General features: G+C 59.4%; 19 protein-coding genes. 2 read left to right on the top strand and 17 right to left on the bottom strand.

All coding sequences use genetic code 11. From position 1 onward, the window contains the following. Positions 1-84: 84 nt before the first annotated feature. The 17 genes from PSH64_RS29770 to tssA all read right to left on the bottom strand — a co-directional run bounded on the left by PSH64_RS29770 (position 85) and on the right by tssA (position 20,033). Entirely contained in the window at positions 85-366 is a 282-nt protein-coding gene (locus PSH64_RS29770) for a hypothetical protein (RefSeq protein WP_086946470.1), read from the bottom strand. A 41-nt stretch (positions 367-407) separates the two neighbouring features. After that, positions 408-1,007 (bottom strand): hypothetical protein, encoded by a 600-nt coding sequence (locus tag PSH64_RS29765; RefSeq protein ID WP_105342399.1) that lies wholly within the window; start codon positions 1,005-1,007, stop codon positions 408-410. Positions 1,008-1,122: 115 nt separating this feature from the next. Further along, the gene (locus PSH64_RS29760; protein ID WP_105342397.1) at positions 1,123-1,710 is read right to left on the bottom strand and encodes a hypothetical protein; all 588 of its coding nucleotides are present in this window, start codon (positions 1,708-1,710) and stop codon (positions 1,123-1,125) included. 37 nt (positions 1,711-1,747) lie between these two features. Beyond that, positions 1,748-6,217 carry an RHS repeat-associated core domain-containing protein gene (locus tag PSH64_RS29755; protein WP_305479412.1) on the bottom strand — a complete coding sequence of 1,490 codons (4,470 nt, stop codon included), beginning with the start codon at positions 6,215-6,217 and terminating at the stop codon, positions 1,748-1,750. A gap of 12 nt (positions 6,218-6,229) precedes the next feature. Next, positions 6,230-6,664: a DcrB-related protein gene (locus PSH64_RS29750; RefSeq protein WP_105342393.1), complete on the bottom strand. Its 435-nt coding sequence runs from the start codon at positions 6,662-6,664 to the stop codon at positions 6,230-6,232. An 18-nt stretch (positions 6,665-6,682) separates the two neighbouring features. Further along, entirely contained in the window at positions 6,683-8,620 is a 1,938-nt protein-coding gene (gene tssI / locus PSH64_RS29745; protein ID WP_105342391.1) for a type VI secretion system tip protein TssI/VgrG, read from the bottom strand. A 171-nt stretch (positions 8,621-8,791) separates the two neighbouring features. After that, on the bottom strand, positions 8,792-11,470 hold the full coding sequence (tssH, locus tag PSH64_RS29740; protein ID WP_019650054.1) for a type VI secretion system ATPase TssH: 2,679 nt from the start codon (positions 11,468-11,470) through the stop codon (positions 8,792-8,794). Further along, positions 11,463-12,515 (bottom strand): type VI secretion system baseplate subunit TssG, encoded by a 1,053-nt coding sequence (gene tssG / locus PSH64_RS29735; protein ID WP_105342387.1) that lies wholly within the window; start codon positions 12,513-12,515, stop codon positions 11,463-11,465. Before tssG ends, tssH begins: the two co-directional genes overlap by 8 nt. After that, positions 12,479-14,338, bottom strand: a complete 1,860-nt coding sequence (tssF, locus tag PSH64_RS29730) for a type VI secretion system baseplate subunit TssF (RefSeq protein ID WP_305479411.1) — start codon at positions 14,336-14,338, stop codon at positions 12,479-12,481. The genes tssG and tssF overlap by 37 nt, the downstream gene beginning before the upstream one ends. Next, on the bottom strand, positions 14,335-14,847 hold the full coding sequence (gene tssE, locus PSH64_RS29725) for a type VI secretion system baseplate subunit TssE (RefSeq protein ID WP_305479410.1): 513 nt from the start codon (positions 14,845-14,847) through the stop codon (positions 14,335-14,337). The genes tssF and tssE overlap by 4 nt, the downstream gene beginning before the upstream one ends. Beyond that, positions 14,841-15,281 carry a hypothetical protein gene (locus PSH64_RS29720; protein ID WP_019580413.1) on the bottom strand — a complete coding sequence of 147 codons (441 nt, stop codon included), beginning with the start codon at positions 15,279-15,281 and terminating at the stop codon, positions 14,841-14,843. The genes tssE and PSH64_RS29720 overlap by 7 nt, the downstream gene beginning before the upstream one ends. Positions 15,282-15,349: 68 nt before the next feature. Beyond that, entirely contained in the window at positions 15,350-15,790 is a 441-nt protein-coding gene (locus PSH64_RS29715) for a hypothetical protein (RefSeq protein ID WP_019580414.1), read from the bottom strand. Beyond that, positions 15,787-16,245, bottom strand: a complete 459-nt coding sequence (locus PSH64_RS29710) for a type VI secretion system amidase effector protein Tae4 (protein ID WP_028939182.1) — start codon at positions 16,243-16,245, stop codon at positions 15,787-15,789. The genes PSH64_RS29715 and PSH64_RS29710 overlap by 4 nt, the downstream gene beginning before the upstream one ends. Before the next feature lie 82 nt (positions 16,246-16,327). Then, a complete protein-coding gene (locus tag PSH64_RS29705) occupies positions 16,328-16,816 on the bottom strand; it encodes a type VI secretion system tube protein Hcp (protein WP_018927416.1) in 489 nt (162 codons plus the stop codon). An 86-nt stretch (positions 16,817-16,902) separates the two neighbouring features. Further along, complete coding sequence (gene tssC, locus PSH64_RS29700; RefSeq protein WP_305479409.1) at positions 16,903-18,396, bottom strand: type VI secretion system contractile sheath large subunit; 1,494 nt, start codon at positions 18,394-18,396, stop codon at positions 16,903-16,905. Positions 18,397-18,411: 15 nt separating this feature from the next. Further along, positions 18,412-18,921 (bottom strand): type VI secretion system contractile sheath small subunit, encoded by a 510-nt coding sequence (tssB, locus tag PSH64_RS29695; RefSeq protein WP_102614536.1) that lies wholly within the window; start codon positions 18,919-18,921, stop codon positions 18,412-18,414. Positions 18,922-19,001: 80 nt separating this feature from the next. Continuing rightward, positions 19,002-20,033, bottom strand: coding sequence for a type VI secretion system protein TssA (tssA, locus tag PSH64_RS29690; RefSeq protein ID WP_305479408.1), 1,032 nt, complete (start codon positions 20,031-20,033; stop codon positions 19,002-19,004). Between the two features lie 382 nt (positions 20,034-20,415). Between tssA and tagH the strand changes: the two genes are divergently transcribed. Both tagH and tssJ read left to right on the top strand, forming a co-directional pair. Continuing rightward, a complete protein-coding gene (tagH, locus tag PSH64_RS29685) occupies positions 20,416-21,864 on the top strand; it encodes a type VI secretion system-associated FHA domain protein TagH (RefSeq protein WP_305479407.1) in 1,449 nt (482 codons plus the stop codon). A gap of 75 nt (positions 21,865-21,939) precedes the next feature. Further along, positions 21,940-22,446: a type VI secretion system lipoprotein TssJ gene (gene tssJ, locus PSH64_RS29680; protein ID WP_305479406.1), complete on the top strand. Its 507-nt coding sequence runs from the start codon at positions 21,940-21,942 to the stop codon at positions 22,444-22,446. Positions 22,447-22,449 lie beyond the last annotated feature (3 nt).

The following is a 22,449-nucleotide window of genomic DNA, read 5'->3' as shown; positions in this document are numbered from 1 at the left end:
TCCGACGTAAGTGTCTGACGGCTGCGTAATCGTTGTGCGGGTTGCGCAATTCGATGCCTTCCATTGCACCTTTCTCCGTGTAGGTTACGGCATACTCATCAGCGCCATTCTCAGGCGTTTGATCAGCTTCGGATTCTTGAGGCAATCGGCCGGCCGTTTGTTACCGAGGGCGGGCACTTTCTGTTTGATCCACCACAACCCTTCCTCAAGCCCTCTTTTACCGTTGAGGACGACCGCCATATCGAGGTAACCATCCATTACTTTGGCCAGTGTGCGGGCGTTGTCGTCGAGATAGTCCTCTTCGTATAACCGCACAAACACATTCCAATCGGAATCGCCGGGGTATTCGTCTTCCAGTTGTTCCATCTTCTGCGCTCATTGGCCGGGTCAGAATCATGACCTGAAGATCAACCATAAAAGTAATCAAAAAACCGTTCGAAATTTTCTTTCCCCAGTAGGGGACTGACTTCCTTTGTGAGTAATTTCACGAACTTGCTGGAAAGCTCGTCATCGTCGTTATAGATCTCAAATATTTCGAATTTTCCGTGGACAACCTCAATCAATTTTGCAAGAGCGAAAAAGAAATCAGCCAATGAGTCGGCAATTTTGAAAGGCAAAGCCACGTCATAGCTGGCAAATACAGGTGTACCCTCAATGTCGGTAACAGCGATGACAGGTTTACCACCTCCGATATCATCCATGAATACTACAAAACTGGCTGGCCAGCGTGGGTTGAGCTGCGACTTGTTTGAATTGCCATCCCACTTGTAACCCACTTGGTCATCTTCAAGGGTGTTCAGATCAAAAAAACGTATCGGAGTCAAACCTGTCTCTATCTCTACACCCACAGGCTCGTAGTTGTCGTAGAAAAAGTCAGTTTCGACAGAGCGTTCAAGCGTTTGCGGCCATGTGGCGTTGACTTGGCCATTCTTTTCGAAGCTGCCCTCTAACTGAAATTTTTTGTGGATACGGCGCAGCTCTATTAGTGCCTTTTCTAACGCGCTCATGTTCGTTATTCCGAATAAAAACTCAAGTGACGCATTTAGGCTTGCCAAGCGTTTAATGCAGTGAATCAAGCGCCTTTATAGCTATTACCAACCGCTGTGCATTAAACGCTGCTTTTTATCTTAGTGGTACAGGTAAACGTCGGGTTAAAGGCCGCAGACTCTCACGATCCGTCCACAGCCCCGGAAATACTTCAAATTTCAAATCGTCACGGTTAAGTCCAGTATCGAAATAGCGGCACAATCTGTCGCTCAAGTCTTCGTCCCCCCACATGTTGGTAAGCTCATACTGTTCAATAGCATCGCGATTTTTTGAAAGCTTCAGATCTTTTTGACGCACGGGTGCCAAGCTGTAATCGATAGCGCAGTCTTTGCCGGTATCGATCAGGTCGGCACCGCGAAAGGGGAATCCACCTTCAAAGTTAACGTGCGGTCTTAACCAGTAACGTTCGTGGTCTGACAGGACCAGTGGAGTCGTAGGTTGTAGTTTTTCGACGGCAAGTCGTTGGGTAACGACCTTCCCTACAAAACCGCTGAACAGAATTTTACTGTCGTCCAGCACGAGATCGCTCCAGATTCCATTCACGCTTCTCACGTCGTAAAAACGCATGACGGAATTTTTGATCATCTGGCCTACGGTATATAAATCGTCTCGCAGTTTGAGGCTGACTAAATCGCCTTCCTTCCAGGTTATGCGTTTGGCCATGGGGCTCACTCCATCTTAATAATCATTAACGAATCACTCATGAGCAACGGCCTCCTCTGCCTTTGCTGACCCCTTTAGCGGCGGCTTTGACTCTGGCTTTGTTGGCGGCTTTTATACGTTTATCCAAGGCTTTGCCTGCCGGTGTTTTGGCCAGATGTTTATCAGCAGCAGCAAGATATTCTTTTCTTCGCGCATTACCTTGGCCCACCGGATTCTGCGCGTTGGCGGTGCCGTCTTTTCCGCCTAACCCTTCATAAACGCGTTGCTCCAGCCCACGGGTAACGTCCTTTCCGTCCTGGCCGTATGCTGTATGCAGGACCTGAGGAGCTTGACCACCAAAGCGATCAAAACTCGATCCATAGCGATAGTTCAGCACGTCTGAACCCACCTGTTTACCTTGCATGCTGGCATAGCCGACATAGGCTTTACCGGTCGCTTTGTCGACGCCCAGATAGGTGATATGGGTTGCCGTAGTTGGACTGCCCGCCAGCCCCCATGCATCACTCCAACCCATCGGGTTGGGGCCATACTGATAGAGGTTCAGACCGCCGGCGAGCCCTATTGGATCAGGCGTAATGAACCGACCAATGTCAGGGTCGTAAAACCTGAACGTGTTGTAGTGCAGTCCGGTTTCCCGGTCCAAGTATTGTCCCTGGAATCTCAGATTCTGCTCTTCTATATAGTACGGCTCACGAGTCTCCTTGGCGGTATTACCCCAGACTCGATAATTGGCCTGCCAGATGCAGTGCCCATCGTGTTCCGTGAGCTCCTGCGGCAACCCATTGGGGTCATTGTGGTAGTAACGGATTTTTTGCAGCGGGCCCATTCCGTCAACGCGCGCCAGCGCCTCGTAGCTGCCGTCTTCATAAAGGTACAGGCTAGTCTGGTTGTTCCGGTGCTCCTGAAACAGTTGCAAGCCGTCCCACACAAAACGAGTGGTGCCAAGCGGATAACCATTCTTGTCTTGTACGGTTTTTTCAATGCGCCGACCCAAGGGGTCATACGCCATCTTGACGATAGTTTCACCCGCCGCACTCTGATTTCGAACTTCGATCACACGGCTTTCGGCGTCGTACCTGAAGCGCTGAACCCCTCGGCTGCCACTACGTTTTTCGATCAGTCGACCGAAACTATCGTAGCGGTAGCGTTTGTCCTGATAGGTCAACAATTTGTTATGTACTACCAGACCTGCCCCCGGTTGCGGGCCGTCCAATAAATTGGCCGCCGCATCATAGGCATAGATTTCATGCTGCCCTTGAATGTTGTCTTGGCTGGCGATGATTCGGTCGGTAGCGTCGTAATGCAAAAACTGTCGATGCGCAGTGCCTGCTTTTTGTCCGAGGCGCGCAATCAGGTTGTCGCTGGGGTCATAGTCGAAGTGTGTTTGTGTCGCTCCAGGTAATTGTCGCGGCTGGCTATTCGGGCGCCGCACGTATGAGCGCAGGCGCCCGCCGCGATCATATTCAGTTCTGGTATTGATTTGGCCCTGTGTGCGAAATACCTCACGGTGCAGGCGATCACGTTCGAAGTCACTGATGACCTGGCCGTCGAGGTTGATCTGGTGCAGATGACCACTGCCGTAATACAGCCGATTGATCCAGCGGCCGTCGGGCAGTTGGGTCTGGATCAGATTACCGAGTTCATCGTAGCGATGTTTTAAACTGCCGCCCAAACTTTGTTCTTCGAGTGGCTGGCCCAGAGCGTCATATACAAAACCGAGTTTTTGTTCGCGGCCCTGGGTGTCTCTGAAAGTGATCGCGATCAGTTGATCCAACGGATCGTAAGTGTAATCAGTGCGGCCATCGTCAGTGATCTTGGCAACCAGACGCCCAACCGCATCTCGCTCCAGGCGGTGGACGATAGGCTTTTCGGGCGTTTCCGAGACAACAGCAAGCCCGTCACCATATTGCGTAGGCAACGAGACTACGCGGGTAATGCTGTTCAGAACGTCGTAATCATAGCGATGGGCGCTTCCATCGAGATCCTGTTGTTCAATCAGACGGTCGCTGGCATCCCAGGTAAACCGATAATTTTCGCCGTTTTCATTAGTCAGAGCTTGTAGCCGCCCGTAACTGTCATAACTGAATTGCACCTGCCGGCCATGGGCATCCGTACGTTGACGAATTCGACCCCGAAGGTTGTATTGGTAATGAGTGGTATGACCTGATGGGTCGGTATGTTCCGTCAATTGACCACTGGCGTTGCGTTGATAATGTTCAAAACGACCATCGGGAAGTTGGCGGCTGAGCAACCGGCCCACGGTGTCATATGTGAAGGTTGTACGCTCCCCGAGCGAGTCGGTGATGACCTGAAGGTAGCCACGATTGTCATAGCCATACCGCGTCGGATAACCCGAACAATCGATGTTTTCCACCAATTGGCCGAAGGGGTTCCAGCGCTGCTTTTTGCTTTTACCAGAGGCGTCGATGATCTCCACCACTTGGCCGTGGGTGTCGTAGCGGTAGCGGGTGACATGGCCCAGCGGATCGGTTTCGGCGATGCAGTTGCCTCGCTGATCGTAGCGATATTGCCAGCTGTTGCCTGCAGCATCGGTTTCCACCAGCGGCAAGGCCCAGTGCTCGAGCCATAAGGTCGAGTCACTGCGGCCCAGCGGGTCGGTTTCGCCGATCAGGTTGCCGGCGTCGTCGTAGCTGTATTCGTAGCGACCGCCCTGTGGGTCGGTGGCGCTGAGCAATTGGCGTTCGTCGTTCCACTCGAACTGCCAGGTCTGGCCGAGGTTGTCGGTGTACTCGGTGATCTGGTACTGGGTGTTCCAGCGCCGTGTGCTGACGCGCTGCAAGCCGTCGGTAATGCGCGTTGCACCGGCCTTCAGGTCATAGTCGAACTGGTAAGTGTCGCCCTCATCGGTCCAGTGCCGGACCACGCGCCATTCCTTTTCTTCGATGCAAGCCCACTGATAAAAACAGCGAAGGCCTGTGGGCAACTGATGCTCAGTCATCCGCCGCTCACTGTCGTAAACGAAACGACGCTGCACCTGGCCTGCGGTATCGCGCACTTCTGTCAGGTTGCCTGACGGATCGTAGGCATAACTCACTAAGACTTCACGACGCTGGTCGGGATACAGGCGTTCCACTCGAGCCACGCGGTCGCGTTCCCGAATCAGTTCGACCTGCACCAGATCGAAGGTATCTCGCAGTCGTACCAGCCGTCCGGCGTCGTCATAGTCGAGATAGACGCGGTTGTCATTGCGATCACCCAATTGATCAAGGCGCAGCAGCGATGAACTTCCAGGCGTTATATCGAACAGTCGATACAGTCCGCTGTCGCTTTCAATCAACAGCTGCCCGTTGACGTGCCGCCGAACACTCAGCCCTTCACCCGCGCTGAACACCGCACCGCCCAAGGGGATCGAACCCATGTCGATGCGCCGGCCCTGTTCGTCGGTATAAACCAACGTTTCCCCGCCCTCGGGGTGAGGCAGGATTTCCACGCGCACCTCGTAGGACACGCTCCAGCCCGTGCCAAACAACCCGTCACGCCGCTCGTCACGGCTGTTGTAGAAGCGCTGCCAATCGATCGGCAAGATGCCCGGCAGCACGAAATCCAGCTCTTCGTCCCCACCCAGCACCTTGGCCCCGGTCGCCGCATGCACCGGGTTCGACGAACCCATGGCGGCGTTGGCCATGGCGCCCATGGCGCTGCTGACGGCCATCGATGTCGCGCCGCCGATCAGCATGCACGGCAGTTTGCTGAAGAACTTGCCCTTGCCGCCCTTGAGCATCAGCAACGCGGTGACCGCCAGCCCCACGCCCGGGGTCTTGCCGCTGCGGATCTCACGCACTACCACCGAACCGCCACCAATGGTTACGTTCGATGAGATCAGCCCGGACGATACGACCTTGGCGTCGCAGGTGGTGCGGTCGCCGCTGCGCACGGCGGGCTGGCCGTTGATGGTGACTTTGTCCGAGCCCTCGGCCAGAAACTGCGGCGGCATCGGCGGATGCTTCATGCAGGCGACCAGGTCCAGCGGCTTGGGCACCGCGCCGGGCGCCGGAGTGGCGACGGTGGGGCGCCACATCTGCGAGAAGAAGCTCTCGGCCATGTCCAGATAGCTGGGCTCGGCTTCCGGCTCGGGTGCTTCCAACTCGGTGCCGGCCGGCGCGACATGGGACGGGATCGCCCCGGCGGCGCGGGCAGCAGGGATGTTGTTGGTGAGGGTGTTGGTGGAGCCGGTGAGAATCGTTGCCTGCACCGTGGGCGGGAACAATGCGTTGCTAAAGCTCTCGCATAAATTGCTTAGCCCTTTGTCGGCCCCGGTCTTGCTCATGGCGAGGCCGACGATGGTACCCACCACCGCGCCGAGCAGGAAGCAACCGAGGCCGCCGGTGGCGACGGTGATGCCCGTCGCCGCCACCACGGCAGCCGTCGCCACCGCGGTGATCGCGATGTTGGCCGCCACCTCCAGCACGCCGCCAAGAATGTCAGCCATCATCGAGGTGTGGCTGAGTGCATCGCCCAGGCGGGCGGCCCAGAGTGCGTCAGACATGCAGGGTGCTCATCAGGCCGGAACGTCGAACAGCAACGAACTCTTGATGGTCGCCCAATGCGCGGCTTCGGCATCGCCGAGTTTTTCCGCCTTCACGTAGCTCAGGGCGAGCATTTTGCGGGTGCCGGGCAATACCAGCGCCAACTGATACTGGAAGACTTTGTCGTTGCCCTTGTTGAACTGGCTGCGCAACTCAATGCCTTCGACTTCCTGGTTGGCCCCCAGGCGCACGGCGACGCCTGGTTGAAAACGCAAGTCTTGCACTTGTTTTTCCAGGCGCTTGAGCTGGTCGTCGAAGTTGCTTTGCAAGGTTTCGCCCTCGGCCAGCAAGCTGCGGCTGACGATCAGCGAAGTGCCCAGTTCAGGGAACTTGAGGATGTTGATCGAGGCGTCTTGCAGTTCGCTTGCCGGGAGCTGGAACTGGAATTCATTGATGCGGTAAGTCATGGCGCTTAAATCTCGTGGTTAACCCTTGGCGTTGGGGAACGCGGCATTGATATTGGCGTCGATGCTGGCCTTGACGCCCTGGCCGTCAGGCGTGGCGCCAGGGCCGCCGCCGTTGTTCAGGTGCAGCACGCCGCCGGTGTTGATCTCGGCGTCACCGCTGGCATAGAAGCTGATTTGCACGCCGGTCAGGTTGATCTGGCCGCTGGCATTGAGCTCCAGGATGCTTTCACCGCACACCAATCGCAGGTTCTCGCCCACTTCGATGACGTAGCTCTGGCTGATGCTGTCGGTCTTGCGCTGGCCTACCGACAGAATGTCTTCCTGCTTGACGATGCGCAGGCGGTTGTTGCCGATGGTCACCGTCTCGTTATGCCCGATGCTTTTGTTGCGGTCGTGGCCCACCGAGTGGCTTTCATCCACCTCGACCACGATGTCCTGATTGCGCTCGGCATGGATGTACAACTGCTCGGCGCCTTTTTTGTCTTCCATGCGGATTTCGTTGAAATTGGCCGGCGAGCCGCCCTTGCTCGAACGGCTTTTCATACCGCTCTGGGTAGCGTTTTCCGGCAAGTCGTAGGGCACGGTCTGCTCGGCGTTGTAGACGCGACCGGTGATGATCGGCCGGTCCGGGTCGCCTTCGAGGAAGCTGACGATCACTTCCTGGCCGATCCGCGGGATCTGCATCGAGCCCCAGTTTTTTCCAGCCCAGGATTGCGACACGCGTATCCAGCACGAACTGTTTTCGTTGGACTGGTCGTGCCGGTCCCAATAGAAATGCACCTTCACCCGGCCGAATTGGTCGGTCCAGATTTCCTCACCCTTGGGGCCGACCACCAATGCGGTCTGCGGGCCTTTGACGATGGGGCGCTGGGTGTTGGGAAGCGGGCGGTAGCTTTGTTGGGCGTCGATGCAGGTCAGGCTGCTTTCGAACTGTGCCGAAGCCACGCCGCCGCTGGTTTCCAGGCTTTCCTGGTCAATGTGGTAGCGGGCGCCGACGATCAGGTATTCGCGGTTCTGGTCCTGGCGGCTGAAGCCGGTGAGGCTGAACAAATGACCCGACCCCAGGCCTCGGGCGTTGCCGGCCAGCTCGACCTGTTCGTGCAGGGTCTGCAAGGCTTCGATGCGGGTGCGGGCGTAGTGCTCGCCGTCTGCGCTTTGCACATAGGTGCCGGGGTAGTCGTACAGCGGATAATCGCCGGCGGTGTGCGGACGGGGCATGGCCGAGCGCACATCGATGCGCGCGCTGGGGCGCTGGAAGTCATAGTCGTTGAGTTCCAGCGAGCCCGGCTGGACTTGCTGGGCCAGGTGCCAGTCGTGGATATGATCGCGTTCGCGCTGTTGTTCATTCTTGGGGTAGTAGGGCACCGAGGCGTAGCCGGGCGCGCTGGCGTGAGCGCCATAAGCATCGGCCAGCACCAGCACATGACGGTTCTGTTCATGGCGGAAGAAATAGTAGATCCCTTCCTGCTCCATCAGGCGGCTGACGAAATCGAAGCTGGTTTCGCGATACTGCACGCAGTATTCCCACTCGCGATAGGGCCGGCTCAGGGCATCTTCGAAATCCGAGAAACCCAGGTCGCGAAACACCTGCTTGATGATCTGCGGGATGGTCAGGTTCTGGAAAATCCGGCAATCGGAGGTGCGGGTCAGCAGCCAAAGCCAGGGCCGTAGCGTGGCCTGGTAGCTGGCGAACTGGCCCTGGTCGACGTTCTGGCTGCAGCGGGCAACGATGCCATGGAAATGACGCTCGCCACCGCCGTCCAGTTGCAGGCTCAGGCACATGGGTTTGCCGAGCAACTGGTTGAGGTCGATGGCGTTGTCCAGCGAGTGCAGCTGCAGCTCATAGTTGAACAGCCGCCCCAGCTCTTCGCCGCCGCCCATGTCCTTGAGCAACAGCACCTCGGGCCCGAGAGGGCTGGTGATTTTTGCCAGGCGTGAGAGTTGCTTGAATAGCATCAGTAATCCCGTAAACGTTGTAATCGCCGCACCGCTTTTTTCTTTGCCGGAACCAGATCAAGTGTGGGAGCGGGCTTGCTCGCGAAGGCGGTGTGTCAGCCCACATCAATGTCGCTGACAGATTGCATTCGCGAGCAAGCCCGCTCCCACATTGACGGTGTTCTGCTCAGGTCATGCGGCGTCGCTGAAGTCGTAGTGCAATTCGTTATCCCGGGCGCTGATCCGTACCCCTGCCAGCGCCTTGCCTTCGAGCATGCGGGTGAGGAATTCGCGGCTCATGTCCGGTAGCAGGCTGTTGGTCAGAATGGTGTCGATCATCCGCCCGCCGCTTTCGGTTTCGGTGCAACGGGAGACGATCAGGTCGATCACCGCGTCGTCGTAATCGAAGGCCACCTTGTGGGTGTTCTCCACGCGCTTCTTGATGCGGTTGAGTTGCAGGCGAGTGATGGCCTTGAGCATCTCGTCGCTGAGCGGGTAATACGGAATGGTCACCAGGCGGCCCAGCAATGCCGGCGGGAAAATCTCCAGCAGCGGTTGGCGCAGGGCCTTGGCGATTTCCTCGGGTTCGGGCACGTTTTGCGGGTCTTTGCAGACCTGGGCAATCAGCTCGGTGCCTGCATTGGTGGTCAGCAGAATCAAGGTGTTCTTGAAGTCGATCACCCGGCCTTCGCCGTCCTCCATCACGCCTTTGTCGAAGACCTGGAAGAAGATCTCATGCACGTCCGGGTGGGCCTTTTCCACCTCATCCAGCAACACCACGCTATAGGGTTTGCGCCGCACGGCTTCGGTCAGCACGCCGCCTTCGCCATAGCCGATGTAGCCCGGTGGCGCGCCCTTTAGGGTGGACACCGTGTGAGCTTCCTGGAATTCACTCATGTTGATGGTGATGACGTTTTGCTCGCCGCCGTACATGGCTTCGGCCAGCGCCAGGGCGGTTTCGGTCTTGCCCACGCCGGAGGTGCCGGCGAGCATGAACACGCCAATCGGTTTGCTCGGGTTGTCGAGGCCGGCGCGGGAGGTCTGGATGCGCTTGGCGATCATCTGCAAGGCATGGTCCTGGCCGATGATGCGTTTCTTCAGGTGCTGGTCGAGGTTGAGCACGGTTTCCAGTTCGTTGCGGGCCATGCGACCCACTGGAATGCCGGTCCAGTCGGCGACCACCGAGGCCACGGCCTGGTAATCCACGGTCGGCAGAATCAGCGGGGTTTCCCCTTGCAGAGCACTGAGACGCTGTTGCAGGTCCACCAGTTTTTCGCGCAAGGCGTGGCTGGTCTCGCTGCCGTCCTCGCTGTCCACCACACCGACGCGCTCGCGCAGGGTGGCGCGGGTGGCGAGCAATTCGTCTACCAGGGTTTTCTCTTCGGCCCAGCGACTTTCCAGCTCGGCGAGGCGTTCGCGTTCGGCGCTCAACAGGTTTTCGCTTTGGGTCTGGCGGGCGCCGATGACGATTCCGATGGCGTGCTCGCGCGCGATGATCTGCAGCTCGGTTTCCAACGCTTCGATGCGCCGACGGCTGTCGTCCACTTCGGCCGGCACGGCATGCAGGCTGATGGCAACGCGGGCGCAGGCGGTGTCCAGCAGGCTCACGGATTTGTCCGGCAACTGGCGCGCGGGGATGTAGCGATGGGACAGTTTGACCGAGGCTTCCAGGGCTTCGTCGAGGATCTGTACCTGGTGATGTTTTTCCATGGTCGAGGCCACGCCGCGCATCATCAGCAGCGCCTTGTCTTCCGACGGCTCGGCCACTTGCACCACCTGGAAGCGACGGGTCAGGGCCGGGTCTTTTTCGATGTGCTTCTTGTACTCGGCCCAAGTGGTGGCGGCCACGGTGCGTAACGTGCCCCGGGCCAGGGCCGGTTTGAGCAGATTGGCCGCGTCCCCGGTGCCGGCGGCGCCACCGGCACCGACCAGCGTGTGGGCTTCGTCGATAAACAGGATGATCGGTTTCGGCGAGGCCTGGACGTCTTCGATGACCTGGCGCAGGCGCTGTTCGAACTCACCTTTCATGCTCGCGCCCGCCTGCAACAGGCCGACGTCCAGGCTGCGCAGTTCCACGTCCTTGAGCGCCGGCGGCACGTCACCGGCGACGATGCGCAGAGCAAAACCTTCGACCACCGCGGTTTTACCGACGCCGGCTTCACCGGTCAGAATCGGGTTGTTCTGCCGCCGACGCATGAGGATGTCCACCAGTTGGCGGATCTCTTCGTCACGCCCGACAATCGGATCAAGCTTGCCGCTGCGGGCCTGCTCAGTGAGGTCGACGGTAAAACGCTTGAGCGCTTCCTGCTTGCCCATGGCGCTTGGGGCCATGGCACCGCTGGCTTCACCGGGCACGCTGCCGGCGTTGAAACCATCGCTGGCGCTGAGGGCATTTTCCGGCGAGTCGCCGACGTATTCGTCAAAACGCTCGCTCAGGGCCTCGACCTTGATCTTGTCAAACTCTGCCGATAGCCCCAGTAGCCCATGGCGCAGGCTCGGCGTCTTCAGGATGCCCAGCACCAGGTAGCCGGTACGCACCTGGCTTTCGCCGAACATCAGGCTGCCGTAGACCCAGCCCCGTTCCACGGCCTCTTCCACATGGGAGGACAAGTCAGTGATTGATGTCGACCCCCGTGGCAAACGGTCCAGGGCTTCGGTCAGGTCCCGGGCCAGGCGTGCCGGCTCGATATTGAACTGGCGGATGAGGCGGTGCAGGTCCGAGTCCTGCAATTGCAGCAACTGATGAAACCAGTGGGCCAGTTCCACATAAGGGTTGCCGCGCAATTTGCAAAACACTGTGGCGGCTTCGATGGCTTTGTAGGCCACGCTGTTGAGTTTGCCGAACAACGCGGCGCGACTGATTTCACCCATGCTCTTGGCTCCTTGAGATCTGTGAGGTGCTGACTTGCTCGGCGTAATGCCGGGCCAGTATTAAATCCTTGGCGTCCTTTTCAGGGCGGCCCAGCCACATGTTGAACCCCAGGCGGAAGCGGCCATTGAGTTGCAACGCCGGGACTTCGGGCTGTTGCAGAACCAGGTTCAGGTCCCAGTCCAGTTCATGGCCCAGGTATTCGGCCACCCAGGTCACCAGCTCATTGAAGGGTTGGCCGCCAGGCAGCATGCCCATGTAGTCATCCAGCGTGAGCGGCCCCAGGCGTATGCGGAATTTGTGCTGACGATCCCAGACGTAACGGCCCAGGCAAAAATCCACGCCCAATTGATGGGCGCTGACGCCCACGCGGCTGCGCTCCGGCAGCTCAAGCCATTGGCCGACGTACTCTTCGATCTCCACCGGCAGCCCGAAGTACTCGCTGATAATGGCTTTCAAACCGTCCGGGTAGCGGGTCTGCGCAGACAGATGGCCGCTGTAATGCAGCTTCGCGGTGTCGGGGATCAGCCCCTGTTTGAGCAGGCTCGGCATGCCTCGGCCACTCAGTGCTGCCAGGCGTGCCGACCAGTAGTCATCGTCCGGGCGATCATGGCTGACCGTCGGCCGCGCTTCGGCCCAGGCCCGGTAAAACAGGCTCAGCAGGCGATGGTGGAACACATCCAGAAAGCGTTTGCTGGTGCTGTCGGCGTTGTTGCGCTGGCGTTCGCGCACGTATTCGGTGAGGTGCAACGGCAACGGGCCGTTGGGGCCACCGAGGCCGAAAAAGAATTGCTCCAGGCGCGCCGGCGAACCGTCGACGCCCGGCTGCACCGAGGCCAGGGTCGAGGGGGCGAAAGTGCAATCGGCCTGTTGCCCAAGGCGCAGGGGATCATCGGCCAGGCGCGCCGAACGGCCCAGGCGCGGTAGCTCGGGCGACTCGCACTCGATGCGCCGTAACGCCTGGAAGAAGTCGTATTCCCAGGGCTCCTGTTGCATCGCGTCCAGGGTATTCACAGGGTCGGACGGCGTCCGGGCTTGGCTTTCCATCGCATGATCTCGCCGCGTTCGGTGGTACGGATCACCGTCTCGGTAAAACTGTTGATCGACACGTAACGTGCCAGGAAGCGTTCGAACACTGCGCCGAGCAAGAAGACCCCGGTGCCGCGAAACGCGTTTTCATCGAATTCCAGGGTGATCTCCAACCCACGGCCAAACACGATCGGACCCGGCATCGGCAAGCGTCGGGTACAGGCCTTGCTGCTGACTTCGCGCAGGCCTTCGATCTGCAATTGCAAGGCTGCATCGTTGTCATCGCCATACAGACGCAGCAGCTCGCGCAGGGCGGCGGCCCCCTGGCCTTGTTCGCTGAGGGACAAGTAGTTCAGCGAAAGCTGGCTGATCAACCGCCAGGCCTTGGCGTCATGGGCATGGCTGGCGCGTGGGCGGCTCGGGCCTGCCACGCAGCGCACCGCCGCTACTGGTGCACTGTCGGCCAGGGTGAAGTCGGTCTTGCTGTTGCCCACGCTCATGAACAGCGGCAAATCGCGGTTGGTACACAACGCCGTGACGCCCAGCTGGCGCAGGTCGTGGCGATAGGGTGCCTGCTGGCTGTCTACCAGGCTGACGAAGGTTTCGCTGCCGATGTAAGTTGAGCGCGGGCCGTTGCGTCGCTGGCCGCTGGACAGCACACGGGGTTCGCGCCGCACCGTGTACCAGGCCTGATCGCGGCCATAGCGAGACGGATCGCGTACGGCATAGAACGGCAAAAAAGGCTGTTCCGACCCGGTGCCATGGCCGGTGAGGGCGGTCAGGGAATGAATCTCGTAATCCATCGGCCGGGTACGGTCGGCGATCACATGGTGTTCATTCACCCGTTCCGACAGGTGTATGCGATCCAGGCGCTTGGGAAACAAGTTGATTGCCGGGGTGCAGAACGGCAGGAACTGCGCGGTGCCGGCACTGCCCTCCAGGCTCGGATCGTGACGGTCGAACAGCACGATCAATTCCAGTTCCTGGCCCTCGCAGCGTTTGACCGCGCGGCTCAACCCGGTGAAGTCGACAAACAGAAAGCGGTGGGGCAGGGCGAAGTATTCCTGCAACAGGCGATAGCCCTGGAAGGCTCGCGACACCACGGGCAACGCGGCGTCGGCATCGTCGAATCCCACGGAGCGCAGGGCGTCCTGCGGCAGGCGTTCCACCCAATCGGCGCCGGGCTGGCGGGCGAACACGGCGCAGGCATTGCCCAGCAGTTGTTCGTAGAGGCGAAAGGGCTGCTCGTCTGCGCCGTTGAGGTACAACGGCAGATTGTCCAGGGCAAGACTGTTGAACGGCAGTTCGGCGCCGGTGCGCAGGGTCAGGCGCAGGCCGGCCTTGGCCTTTGGGGCGCTGGCGGCCAGGCGCCCGAGCACGGCGGACGGATTGCCGAAGTACTCGGCCTGGCTGACCTGCAATGGCCACAACGTCACCGCATGGGCAGTGCGGTACTCACAGCAGGTTTGGCTTTCGCGACCCAGGGCTGCACGCAGAACCGTATCCCGGGGCAACGGGAAGCCGCTGCTCAGTGAGCCTTCATCGGGGTCTGCCTGCAATTGCACCACGGTCATCGACGGTGTCGGCGCCAGGTAATGGGGGTACGCGATTTCCAGCAGGTTGTGGGTGAAGGTCGGATATTCGGCATCGAGCTTGAGCTGTACCCGCGCCGTCAGGTAGGCGAACCCTTCCAGTAAGCGCTCGACGTACGGATCGGCGCAGTCCATGCCGGACAACGTCAGCCGACTGGCGATTTTCGGGTATTCCTGGGCGAACTCCGCCGCGCTTTCGCGTACGTGGTGCAACTCCTGGTTGTACAGTTCCAGCAGGCGCGGGTTCATGAGTGTCTCCGCTGGTCGGCGTTGACCACTCGCACATGGCCGGATTCCAGGTCCAGATCGGTTTGCAGCATCAGGCGCAGCGGCACTGGCTGCGCCCAGAGATCGCCTTCGATCTCGAAACTCAGGGCGTTGTGATTCATCTCGGCGGATGCCCGGGCCCGTACGCGCAGGGTATGGCGCAGAATCCGCGGCTCGAACGTGGCGATGGCCTGGTGGATCAGTGCTTCAAGCGCCGCGATATCGACGTTCGATGCACTGTTGCCGGCCAGGGCTGGCAGCCCGAAGTTGACCACCGAAGTGCCGGCCGGTGTGTGCAGGGCCGCATCGGCGCTGAGCAATGACGTGGTGTTGAGCAGCCACGCCAGGTCCCGCAGCACCGAGGCTTTGAGTTGGGTCAGGGACAGTACGCGCTTGTCGGCGCTTTCCTTGAGGTTGCTTGGGTCGTCGTCGGTCAACCGATCCAGCAGGGACGGTTGCAGGCGATCACGGGTGGCGATTTCGGTTACCACGAGAAATGCGCCACGAAATTTTTCTGGTCCATGCCGCCGGTCATGCAGCCAGCACTATGGGCGACGTTTGACACTTCCATGGGCTGACCTTTGATTTGGCGGATGGCCTGATACCGAGCGTCACAATCACGGCTGGGAGGGGGCTCGGGCGTGGAGTGCTCCACGATAATGATTTGGGCGTTGTTGAAGGTTTCGACCCGTGGCTGACCCTCACGGTTGACACTCAGAAAACAAGGCCACGGCATGTCTAGTTTCAAGATGCTTTGGTCCTGTTTGCGTAACGCACATTGCTGATCGTGGTTTTCCAGAGTCAATGTTTGTCCGGCGACAATGACTTCATTGCTGGGGGCAGCAAGTGGTTGCTGCCCGGCCCAGGCGTTGAGGCTCAACGGCAGGCAGCCGGACAGCAGCATCAACAGGGTTCGTTTGATCATTTCAACCCTCAAAGCCCAACCTGTTTTGCGCGATGCGCAGAGTCGTAAGTGATTGCATGTGAAGTCGCTTACCAAGTGAAAAGCGCTGTGTAGTCTTTCTGATCGCCTGCACCGCGCAGGCAACTGGCACTGCGAGAAACCACCGAAGGTTCGAGCTGGCCTTTGATCTGGCGTACGGCGCGGTACTCGGACCGACAGTCGCGACTGTTCGCAGGGTCAACGCTTATGTGCAGCACGATGGCAATCGGCACATTGTTGAAGGACTCGACGTGCGGCTTGCCTTGGCGGTCGACCGCAAATTGGCAAGGCCATGGCATTTCAAGTGGCAGCACGCTCCGATCCGGTTTACGCAACACGCAGCGCTGCTGGTCGTTCTCCAGTGTCAGCTGTTGTGCGCCCAGGGTGACTACCTGGTCTGCGGCAGCAGACGGGGCTTGCTGGTCGGCGCACGCGGATACACTCGACAATACGCAACACAGGACCACAGCGTTTCGGCTGGACTTGATCATGTCAGCTCCCAGAACCAGATGGCTCGGGATCGGTAGGATGGGTCGCTATACCGGCCGATGGTCAGGCCGCGATTCCACAGGTCGATATGGTCGCCGGTGCGACTGTCCGATGACTCTCCTGTCTGCTGGAAACAATCCTTGAAGAAGATGAGCCCGGTCTTGTCTTGCAACTTCCGACGTTCTTCGGCACTTCCACCGAGAATCAGTGGCCGCCCCAGATGATGCTTCCACAACCAGTTCGCCAGTGACTCGGCACCCCGGGCGTGCTCATGTGCACACTTGGGTTCGGTATAGGTGGATTTGTTGACCTTGATGGTCAGCTCTGTGTTGAGCGTCATGCTCATGCGGATAGCACACTGGTTTTCCCAAGGGCCATCACAGGGCTTTGCATCAGGGTACGTGACCAGGAGATCGGAATACGCTTTCCACAAATTAATAAACGAAGGCTTGGCCATGACTCAGACACCGGATGGGAAAGGATTGGATTCGAGCAAGCACCAAAATGCCCCCGGCGCATAACGACGGGGGCACGTTCGATTACACCTTGACGTTCTGGCGGATGTTCCAGCCGAACTTGATCGGCCCGCCTTCCTTGGTGCCGTCGGCTTTTTGCGGCTGGTAGTCCACCAGCACCTTGGCGAAGTTCAGGGTGACGTTTTCAGTCAGACGATCATCGCTGCCCGAGCCGCCGGTGCTCAGGGAACTGATCAGCACTTCTTCCAGGTTGATGATCATGTACTCGACCTGGCTTTCGCCGCCGGCCTTGCGCACGGTCAGCTTGACCTTGTCGATGTGCTTGCCGCTGGCGCAGTGCATCATCAGGTTGGGTGTAGCCTTGTCGACGTACTTGGTCAGCGACAGGTCCTGGACGTTCACCTTGCCGGCTCCGCCGCCGCCGCCCACGTGCATATTGCCGGACTGAGACATGCCCCAGCTCCAGTTCAAGACGTCGATTTCGTCCTTGTGGGCCTTGTCCATGGACTCGCCCTTGATGTCGCCGATCTTGATGAAAATATCAACAGCCATGTTCTCTCCCTGTGTGGTGTCTACCACGTTGTGTTTTTCTGATCGTTCCCACGCTGAGCGTGGGAACGATCACATCAAGGGCGGTGTTACGCGCCTTTGGCCGAAGGCAGCTTGGATACCAGACGCAGCGAAACAGTCAGCCCTTCGAGCTGATAGTGCGGGCGCAGGTAGAATCTGGAGTTGTAGTACCCCGGATTGCCTTCCACGTCCTCGACGATCACTTCAGCTGCCGCCAATGGGTGCTGGGCCTTGGTGGTTTCGGTGGAGTGCGCCGGGTCACCGTCGACGTAGTTGAGGATCCAGTCCTGCAACCAGCGCTGCATTTCGTCCTTCTCTTTGAAGGAGCCGATCTTGTCGCGCACGATGCACTTCAAGTAATGGGCGAAACGGCAGGTGGCGAACAGGTAGGGCAGGCGCGCGGCCAGGTTGGCGTTGGCGGTAGCATCCGGGTCGTCGTACTCGGCCGGCTTTTGCAGCGACTGGGCGCCGATGAACGCGGCGAAGTCGGTGTTTTTCTTGTGCAGCAGCGGCATGAAACCGTTCTTCGCCAGTTCCGCTTCACGGCGGTCCGAAATGGCGATTTCGGTCGGGCACTTCATGTCCACGCCACCGTCGTCGGTCGGGAAGGTGTGCGCCGGCAGGTTCTCCACTTCACCACCAGACTCCACGCCACGAATGCGCGAGCACCAGCCAAAGTGTTTGAACGAGCGGTTGATGTTCACCGCCATCGCGTAAGCGGCGTTGGCCCAGGTGTACTTGGAGCTGTCGGCGCCGTCGGTGTTTTCTTCGAAGGCGAAGGCTTCCACCGGGTCGGTCTTGGCACCGTATGGCAGGCGTGCCAGGAAGCGCGGCATGGTCAGGCCGATGTAACGCGAGTCTTCCGATTCACGCAGCGAACGCCAGCCGGCATATTCCGGGGTGGTGAAGATTTTGGTCAGATCGCGCGGGTTCGACAGTTCCTGCCACGAGCCCATGCCCATCACGGTCGGCGATGCGGCGGCAATGAATGGCGCGTGCATGGCGGCGCAGACTTTCGACAGTTCGCCCAGCAATTCGACATCCGGCGGCGACTGGTCGAAGTAGTAATCGCCCACCAGGCAGCCGTAAGGTTCGCCGCCGAACTGGCCGTATTCTTCTTCGTACATCTTTTTGAAGATCGGGCTCTGGTCCCATGCGGTGCCCTTGAACTTCTTCAGGGTCTTGTGCAGGTCGGTCTTGGAGATGTTGAGCACGCGGATCTTGAGCTGCTCGTCGCTCTCGGTGTTGTTGACCAGGTAGTGCAAGCCACGCCAGGCGCTTTCCAGTTGCTGGAAGTCCGGGTGATGGATGACCTGATTGACCTGGGCGGTGAGCTTGGCGTCGATGGCGGCGATGATCGACTCGATCGACTTGATGGCGTCGTTGGACACCAGGTCGGTCTGCGCCAGGGCCTGTTCGGCGAGGGTGCGCACGGCGGTCTCGACGGCTTCGCGGGCGCGTTCGGTCTTGGGTTTGAATTCTTGCAGCAGCAGGGAGGCGAACTCGCTGGTTTGCTCGGTCCCGGCGGCGGGTGACTGATTGTCACGTGCTAATTCGTTCATGATCATTCGTCCTGATTAAGCCTGAGGCTCGGCGGGCTTGGGCGCACTGGCAAGTGCCTGGAGCAGCGCCGGATCCTTGATGGCCTTCATGATGATTTCTTCGGCGCCGGTCTTGCCGTCCATGTAGGTCAGCAGGTTGGCCAATTGGGTGCGCGCTTCGAGCAGCTTGTTCAGCGAGTCGACCTTGCGTGCCACGGCGGCCGGGCTGAAGTCGTCCATGCTTTCAAACGTGATGTCCAGGCTCAGGTTGCCTTCGCCGGTCAGCTCGTTGGGCACGTTGAACGCCACGCGTGGCTGCATGGCCTTGAGGCGGGAGTCGAAGTTGTCCACGTCCACTTCAAGGAATTTGCGATCGGCTACAGGTGCCAGAGGCTCGGCGGGTTTGCCGGCGAGGTCCGCCATGACGCCCATGACGAAGGGCAACTGGACCTTTTTCTCGGCGCCGTAGAGCTCGACGTCGTACTCGATCTGCACTCGAGGCGCGCGGTTGCGCGCGATGAATTTCTGAGAACTTTGCTTCGCCACGTTGCTGCTCCTGGTCGCTCAAGCGACGGTGTTGGCGTCATCGGCGGTGCCGGTGACGTGACTGCGTGATCCGTACGCTTTTATTCGCTGTCTGGTCCGCGCAGGTTTTCAAATTGGGTCATGCCGTCGGGAATCAGGTTGCGCACGATCGCCGCGAAGTCGGCATGCACCAGATTCTTTGCCCGGTTCAACAGCACCGGCAGCGGGCTGGAGGGCTCGTGACGGGTGTAATACGCAAGAATCCGGTCCAGGCTGCGCAGCACGTCATCGCGATTGTTGATTTCACCGGTGCTGGTGCCGCTGCTGCGCGGTGCGCTCGGCGCGGTGGGGTACTCAACCGGCGTGGCGTTGTTGTCGCCGATGGTATCGGGCAGGGGGGTGTCGCCGCTCTGCGGGGCGAACTGGCCGAGAATCTGCAAGGCCATTTTGAGCGGTTGCTTCAACGGCCCGAGGTCTACGCCCTGGGCGGAACCGACCTGTTCGCTGACGTGTTGCTCGATGGCCTCGGCGGCGCTGCGGGCCTCGTGCAAAGCTGCGCGGGTGATGTCCAACTGTTCGGGATCGCTGTCGAGGAGCGCTCCGGCGAGCTGCTCGGCGCCGAGGTTTTCGTCAGGGAAACTTTGCAGGCCGCTGGCGTTGGCGGCGGCGCGCAGGCTGACAGCGCCAAAGGTTCGCGAACGGGCCAGGATGCTTTCGCGCAGCAGGCGAATGGTGGCATCGGACGCCAGGCCGGTGAGGGCATTGATGCGCACGGTGGGGTCGTTGTCATCTTCGGCATCCAGGCGTGGATGCAGGTCGGCCCAGTATTGCTTGAGCAATTCGCTGATCAGCGTCAGGACGCGAGCCAGGCCGGTAATGCCTTCGAGGGCAAGGGAACTTTGCAAAAGGAAATGGGTGATGCGCAGGTCTTTGCTGCGTTGCAACAAGTCCAGGCTTTGCTGCTGGATGCTGCGCCATTCAGGAGGTTCAGCAGGCAATATCGAATCGCCCATGCTGCGCTCGGGCTGGCCTTGGGAATCGCGTTCCAGGCGCAAAAAATCCGCGTCATATTCCAGATCTTCGCCACAAGGCGAAGTCGCGGAAACGGCGGCGAGCAGCAAAGGCACTTCCACTGAATTTGATCTCCATATCGTTCATGTTAATTCCAAATGGAACTAACATGTTTCCTTGAGGGTAGTGGCTCTTTGAATGCTCAGAGATCTCAAAGTGCCACTACGTATATTCAAGAAAGTATTTCATTTTTGGTGTAGTAGTTGTGGCTTGTCAAGGTAAGCTATTTCTCCTGTGTGACAGTTGTGAGGTGTTTAACAACCCGCGCGACCGATAGGTCGAGGCAGGTGCTGGCGCAGGTTTTTTGTCACGCAAGCCGGTTAAGATCGGCAATCATGCTGGCAATAAGCGGTTTTTAAAGGTTTTTTGCAAGGTATGTCGTCGAGTCGCTTGGGCATAGTCCCTTCATTCGACGGTGCGCAAAGTGTGCAGCAAGGAGGCAAGATGCCACTGTGTTTGACTATTACTAGTTATCACAAAATTACCCCTGGTCAGTGCCCTGAAAAGTCTATGGATCAGGGAGTGATGGCAATTGGCCGTAATTCTGATAATGACTGGGTATTGCCCGATCCAGAGCGTCTGGTTTCCGGAAAGCATTGCGTTATTCAATACAAAGATGGCCGGTATTATTTAACCGATAACAGCACTAATGGTGTGGAATTGGTCAAGGCCGGCATTCGTCTGCGCAAAGGAAACAGCGAGCCGTTGCAGGATGGGGAAGTGATCCGCATCGGTGATTATGAAATCCAGGCGCGCATCGATTTCAATCTGCCGGTGACCGACAACAACCCTTTTGCCGATTCGTCCAACAGCTTCGAGGCTCTGATGGGGCGTCAGGGCGCCGTCGTGGCTACGCCGACATCGTCGCCCATGCCACCCCCTGCACATTTCCAGGGTGTGTCGGCCATGGACACGCTGCCGGACTTGTTCGACTTTCTGGCGCCGAGCAGCATCCCGCCGGCCACCCAGCCCGACCATGTCCCGGCTGAGCAGCACGACTTCCGCCCACCGACCCCGATCCCCAACCCGACGCCCATCGCCGAGCCCGTGCCGCTGGCGTCGGCCCCAGCCCCAGCCCCAGCCCCGGTGATTCCGGAAGACTGGGACCTGTTCAGCGATAAGCCCGCGCCGGTGGCGGTTGCGCCCCTGCCTGTCGCTCCCTCGCCTGTTGCAGAGGTTGCGCCGCCGGAGCCTCAAGTCAGCGTACCGATCGAGGCACCGGTCGAGCCGCCACCACGGCACGAACCTCCCGTGGCCATCGTCGAACACCCGGTCAATCCGTCCGTCCCGGCCGACCATGCTCAACCCGACCTGTTGCAAGCCTTTCTGCGCGGTGCCGGGCTGGATCAAGTGCGCCTGGACAAGGCTCAGGCCGAGGCACAAATGGAAAGCATCGGTCGCAGTTATCGGTTGATGGTCGAAGGCCTGATCGATGTCTTGCGCGCCCGCAGCAGCCTCAAGGGCGAGTTCCGGATTCAGCAGACGATGATTCAACCGGTGGAAAACAACCCGTTGAAATTCGCTCCCAACGTCGATGAAGCCTTGCTGTTGCTGTTACGCCACAGCAATCAGGCGTTCATGGCGCCGGACCTGGCGGTGCGCGACAGCTTCGATGACTTGCGCGCCCACCAGTTGGCGGTGATGGCCGGTGTCGAGGCGGCGATCAAGCACCTGTTGACGCGCTTCGAGCCCTCGCAACTGGAAGAGCGCATGGGCAAGCCCGCTGGCCTGTCTAGTATTTTCAATGGCTCACGACAAGCCCAGTACTGGCAGCAGTTCACCGAGCTCTACAGCAATATTTCCCGTGAGGCCCAAGAGGATTTCCAGGACCTGTTCGGTCGGGAGTTCAGCCGCGCCTACGAAGAACACAGTACCAGGCAACGCCGCCGCTGAGCGTCGCCGTTGCATAACGGCATTCAGAGCAAAGAACGGAACAACGGATAGCTGAAACGTCATTGAGGACGCAGGATGATTCACAGGTTTTTACTCGCAGTCGCCACCGCGCTTCTGCTGACCGCATGTGCCAGGGAGACGGCCAAACCCCAGGCCGAAGAGGCTGAGGCCGACACGGCCGCCGTCGAGTTGCACTTTCATGCCATTGCCGGGCTCAACCCCGGCGCCACTGGCCAGCCGGCCCCGGTCCGGGTGCGCATTTTCGAATTGAAGAATGCCGCCACCTTCGGTCGTTCCGATTATTTCGCCCTGGCCGAACGGGCTCAGGCGACGCTTGGTGCGGATCTGATCGACCAGGACGAAGTGCTGATCCAGCCCGGACAGCAGTTGAGCCTGCAGCGCGATCTCGACCCGGCCACCCGCCATATCGGTGTTCTGGTGGGGTACCGCGAGCTGGATCAGTCGCAGTGGCGCACGGTGATGAACGTGCCGCCGCGCCAATACACCGAATACCAGATCAGCCTCGATGTGCGAGCCGTGCGCAGCGCCGTCGCGGTTCCTCCATCCAACCCTGCCCAATAAGCA

It is taken from the genome of Pseudomonas sp. FP1742 (genome assembly GCF_030687145.1).
In the GTDB taxonomy this organism is placed as follows: domain Bacteria; phylum Pseudomonadota; class Gammaproteobacteria; order Pseudomonadales; family Pseudomonadaceae; genus Aquipseudomonas; species Aquipseudomonas frederiksbergensis_D.
This window is presented reverse-complemented; position numbering and strand designations above follow the sequence as displayed.

Coding starts and splice junctions, on each gene's coding strand:
- PSH64_RS29770 (WP_086946470.1), bottom strand. CDS start 366: ATGGAACAACTGGAAGACGAATACCCCGGCGATTCCGATTGGAATGTG.
- PSH64_RS29765 (WP_105342399.1), bottom strand. CDS start 1,007: ATGAGCGCGTTAGAAAAGGCACTAATAGAGCTGCGCCGTATCCACAAA.
- PSH64_RS29760 (WP_105342397.1), bottom strand. CDS start 1,710: ATGGCCAAACGCATAACCTGGAAGGAAGGCGATTTAGTCAGCCTCAAA.
- PSH64_RS29755 (WP_305479412.1), bottom strand. CDS start 6,217: ATGTCTGACGCACTCTGGGCCGCCCGCCTGGGCGATGCACTCAGCCAC.
- PSH64_RS29750 (WP_105342393.1), bottom strand. CDS start 6,664: ATGACTTACCGCATCAATGAATTCCAGTTCCAGCTCCCGGCAAGCGAA.
- tssI (WP_105342391.1), bottom strand. CDS start 8,620: ATGCTATTCAAGCAACTCTCACGCCTGGCAAAAATCACCAGCCCTCTC.
- tssH (WP_019650054.1), bottom strand. CDS start 11,470: ATGGGTGAAATCAGTCGCGCCGCGTTGTTCGGCAAACTCAACAGCGTG.
- tssG (WP_105342387.1), bottom strand. CDS start 12,515: ATGGAAAGCCAAGCCCGGACGCCGTCCGACCCTGTGAATACCCTGGAC.
- tssF (WP_305479411.1), bottom strand. CDS start 14,338: ATGAACCCGCGCCTGCTGGAACTGTACAACCAGGAGTTGCACCACGTA.
- PSH64_RS29720 (WP_019580413.1), bottom strand. CDS start 15,281: ATGATCAAACGAACCCTGTTGATGCTGCTGTCCGGCTGCCTGCCGTTG.
- PSH64_RS29715 (WP_019580414.1), bottom strand. CDS start 15,790: ATGATCAAGTCCAGCCGAAACGCTGTGGTCCTGTGTTGCGTATTGTCG.
- PSH64_RS29710 (WP_028939182.1), bottom strand. CDS start 16,245: ATGGCCAAGCCTTCGTTTATTAATTTGTGGAAAGCGTATTCCGATCTC.
- PSH64_RS29705 (WP_018927416.1), bottom strand. CDS start 16,816: ATGGCTGTTGATATTTTCATCAAGATCGGCGACATCAAGGGCGAGTCC.
- tssC (WP_305479409.1), bottom strand. CDS start 18,396: ATGAACGAATTAGCACGTGACAATCAGTCACCCGCCGCCGGGACCGAG.
- tagH (WP_305479407.1), top strand. CDS start 20,416: ATGCCACTGTGTTTGACTATTACTAGTTATCACAAAATTACCCCTGGT.
- tssJ (WP_305479406.1), top strand. CDS start 21,940: ATGATTCACAGGTTTTTACTCGCAGTCGCCACCGCGCTTCTGCTGACC.